This is a genomic window from Schleiferia thermophila (assembly GCF_003337435.1).
In the GTDB taxonomy this organism is placed as follows: Bacteria; Bacteroidota; Bacteroidia; order Flavobacteriales; family Schleiferiaceae; genus Schleiferia; species Schleiferia thermophila.
Window position 1 is genome coordinate 136,962 of the sequence record NZ_QPJS01000001.1, and the last position, 3,455, is coordinate 140,416.

General features: G+C 37.7%; 3 protein-coding genes. All 3 read right to left on the reverse strand.

The window, feature by feature from the left end:
• The coding region (locus DES35_RS11470; RefSeq protein ID WP_170125666.1) for a hypothetical protein at window positions 1-277 on the reverse strand (277 nt) is incomplete at its 3' end.
• 467 nt (window positions 278-744) lie between these two features.
• Complete coding sequence (locus DES35_RS00665; RefSeq protein ID WP_125039382.1) at window positions 745-2,349, reverse strand: hypothetical protein; 1,605 nt, start codon at window positions 2,347-2,349, stop codon at window positions 745-747.
• Window positions 2,349-2,783: a hypothetical protein gene (locus DES35_RS00670; RefSeq protein ID WP_114365519.1), complete on the reverse strand. Its 435-nt coding sequence runs from the start codon at window positions 2,781-2,783 to the stop codon at window positions 2,349-2,351. Before DES35_RS00670 ends, DES35_RS00665 begins: the two co-directional genes overlap by 1 nt.
• Window positions 2,784-3,455: the final 672 nt, after the last annotated feature.

A 3,455-nucleotide genomic window follows, 5' to 3' on the forward strand; every position in this document is an offset into this window, starting at 1 on the left:
AAATTCTGCCCAGGAAAGTATCGTCTTCGTAGGCATAAATTTGAAAATGATCTCCATTGGGTTGTTGGAGGAAATAGAGGTCTGTGGCATCGAGGTATTCGGGAAATGTGGCGTGCTGGTCGATCCATTCCTGGTCAGGTTTGATGACTGTACCAAAACGGGAGAAATAGTCGATCACCGGATCTGAAGTTTGAAAGACCGGAGCAGGTACGTTGTGTACTTCGGGGCTCTGTACTTTACTGCAGGCTGGCATGATTGCCAGCGATTGCCCATGCAAATAACAACTTTTTCATGTTTTTTACAAAAATTAGAGGTTAAACGATGGGGGTCTTACAATCTGCTGATGGCCATCTTGTATATGTAAGACGTTACAAAAAAAAAAAGAGAGTTAATATTTGCAAAAAATTAAAGTTAAAATAAACATAAAACATCCTGGAGGGGTGTGTGGGAAGCTATAAGCAAACTGGACGGATAAGATCGATCAGCTTTACCCGGCAGGGATTATTTATTACCGGCTGTCTGTCAGGTGGTAAATGAAGGGTTGTATGCTGAAGTAAGTAATGGGTAGTCGGAGTATGTACATGATTTAATACTTTGTGAGGGGAGTCAGGTTTTGCTTTAAGACGAAATGTGTTATGCATATATTTGATGGTCGCTTCCATTTTTTAAACTTTTTATATCCGTGTTAATAGATTTTACTACTTCTAAATTGGTTGATGCCAATTAATTTAGAAAATAAAAGTCTTATCTGTTGATGGTTAAAAATTCAATTACCTGTTCTTTGGATACAACTTCTTCGTGCTGTGTAACTTTACCATTTAGTACTTTACAGACAGTGACATAGCTTATTTCTTCCGGAAGAAATGCGTTAAGGTCTGAGTATTGAATTTTAATCTTATTGATTGAATCAAGTTTATCGATGAGGTTTGAATTTGTGATATAGATAGGTGATTCAGTTGAGTACATAATTTTTATATTTTCTGATGAAAATAATGAATTGTCTTTCAGAATATCGCTTAAAGCAGAAATAGCGCATCCATAGCATCCTTTTAAAGGGATTATTATGAGGTATTTTGGAATTTCCTGTTCGTTTAAAATGTTTAATGAGTTCAAGTCAAATTTTTGTATTTCAGGTATATTTTGTGTACTAGAAATGATGCTATTCAATAACTTCCTTACGAGAATTTTATGAGAAGTGGGAGTTAACCTGAACTTATATATCTTAAGCAGTTCATCGTGTTGTTGAATTGCAAAGTTTTCTCCTTTTGACTCAAAAATATTAGTGTATATCTTTTGATCTGCTTTAAAAACTCCATCCAGTTGGAGATTTGAATCATACAGCAGATAATAATTGTTTTTTAACAAAAATGTTCTAAATGCTTCGGTGCTTATATTGCGCTTTGGAAATATCCTTAACTGTCTGACGTAACTTGTAGTTGTGTTTTTTTTTATTGGAGTAGGATCGAAAATAACTAAATTATAATCATTGATATGATCCCGGAAATATTCGATGTTCAAATCGAAATTTGTAAGGTTTTTAACTTTTTTATCATTAAGGTCATATCCTGTTATTTTAAATGAATTTCTTTGGTTTAGAAGCAATCGGTTTTTTCTTTCGTCCCTGGTGAGATAAAAGTGCATGTTCAATGCGCTGATAAGAGTGTCAAACCGCGCCTCAGGAAGTACATTATGTATGTCGATGCATTCCCCATTTTCAAGATTTATTGCCAATATGTGGGGAATGTTGTATTTTGAAAGTAATTCCGGATTGTGTTTAAATCCGTTAAATGGTATAGGATAACCGTAGAAAGTATTGCCAAACACACAAATTTCAAAGGGTGTTGGAATAAAAATAACTTTACTGGAATCATTGATTTCTTTTCTGAATAGCCTTGGACAATCGATGTTGACTTCTTTGATTTGATCTTGTGTGACAATGTAAAAGACCTTGTTCCAGTTGTAATCAACATCTTTCTGATCTCTGTAAACAATATAGGCATCGAAATAATCCGAATAAGTATACATTACATATGGAAATTCATCATCTTTCAGAAAATTTAAAAAAATATTTTTAGTATCCAGAAGAGAATCATTTAGTACGTAAAAAAGATACAGTTTTTTCTCTTTGTGATCAGCTGCTGAAATTACAAGTGTATCGCCTTTGGTGTGAGTTTGTACTATTATAAGTTTCTCCGGTGAATTTAATTTTATAATTATGCTGTCGTAGACGGAAAAATTATACTCTTGCAGATATGTGTCTTTTCCGACATCGCAAGAAAATAATATCATAAAGAATGGAAGGCATAGAAGCCTTCCATATATTAAAATGGACAATTTTAACTTCATCATTAGTTTGCAGATGGTTTTTTAATTAAAAGTGCTGAATCATTGTGTTTGGCCATCATGCAGTCATTGCCCGGATCCGGACATGATACGAAGCGTGTTCCGTCACTTAATTCTCCTTCGTTCCATTTATATTTGAAATCATTGCTTATTCTGCCCAGGAAAGTATCGTCTTCGTAGGCATAAATTTGAAAATGATCTCCATTGGGTTGTTGGAGGAAATAGAGGTCTGTGGCATCGAGGTATTCGGGAAATGTGGCGTGCTGGTCGATCCATTCCTGGTCAGGTTTGATGACTGTACCAAAACGGGAGAAATAGTCGATCACCGGATCTGAAGTTTGAAAGACCGGAGCAGGTACGTTGTGTACTTCGGGGCTCTGTACTTTACTGCAGGCTGGCATGATTGCAGCGATTGCCCATGCAAATAACAACTTTTTCATGTTTTTTACAAAAATTAGAGGTTAAACGATGGGGGTCTTACAATCTGCTGATGGCCATCTTGTATATGTAAGACGTTACAAAAAAAAAAAGAGAGTTAATATTTGCAAAAAATTAAAGTTAAAATAAACATAAAACATCCTGGAGGGGTGTGTGGGAAGCTATAAGCAAACTGGACGGATAAGATCGATCAGCTTTACCCGGCAGGGATTATTTATTACCGGCTGTCTGTCAGGTGGTAAATGAAGGGTTGTATGCTGAAGTAAGAGGAAGGGTGAAAGTGTCATTCTGATGTTTGCAACACTTTGACAGTATGTGTACAACAACCGGGCAATCAGGGGAGAGCACTCAGGGACGTATTGCAGATCGCGTGAGCCTATGAGGTGCTTACCTCTTACTTGTGATGGAAGGAATTTTATATTGTCTGGTGATTTACTTTTTTGATTGAATGCTTAGTACAGGGGTTTTGACTGCCTCCTGCGCCAGGGCGGAGGCGGATATGAGCCGCAGCAGGCGTGCAGAGTAGCCTCCGTGCGAGGAGGCGGAGCGACAGCGAGCCACCGCAGCGCGAGAGGTTACGCCCGATCTGCAAGGGGAATAGGAGCCGCAGACCGGCCCCCGGCTGCCCGCTGGAAGCAGCCGGGGGAGGCGCCCAAAAGAAAAAATTATACTTG

Coding starts and splice junctions, on each gene's coding strand:
- DES35_RS00665 (WP_125039382.1), bottom strand. CDS start 2,349: ATGATGAAGTTAAAATTGTCCATTTTAATATATGGAAGGCTTCTATGC.
- DES35_RS00670 (WP_114365519.1), bottom strand. CDS start 2,783: ATGAAAAAGTTGTTATTTGCATGGGCAATCGCTGCAATCATGCCAGCC.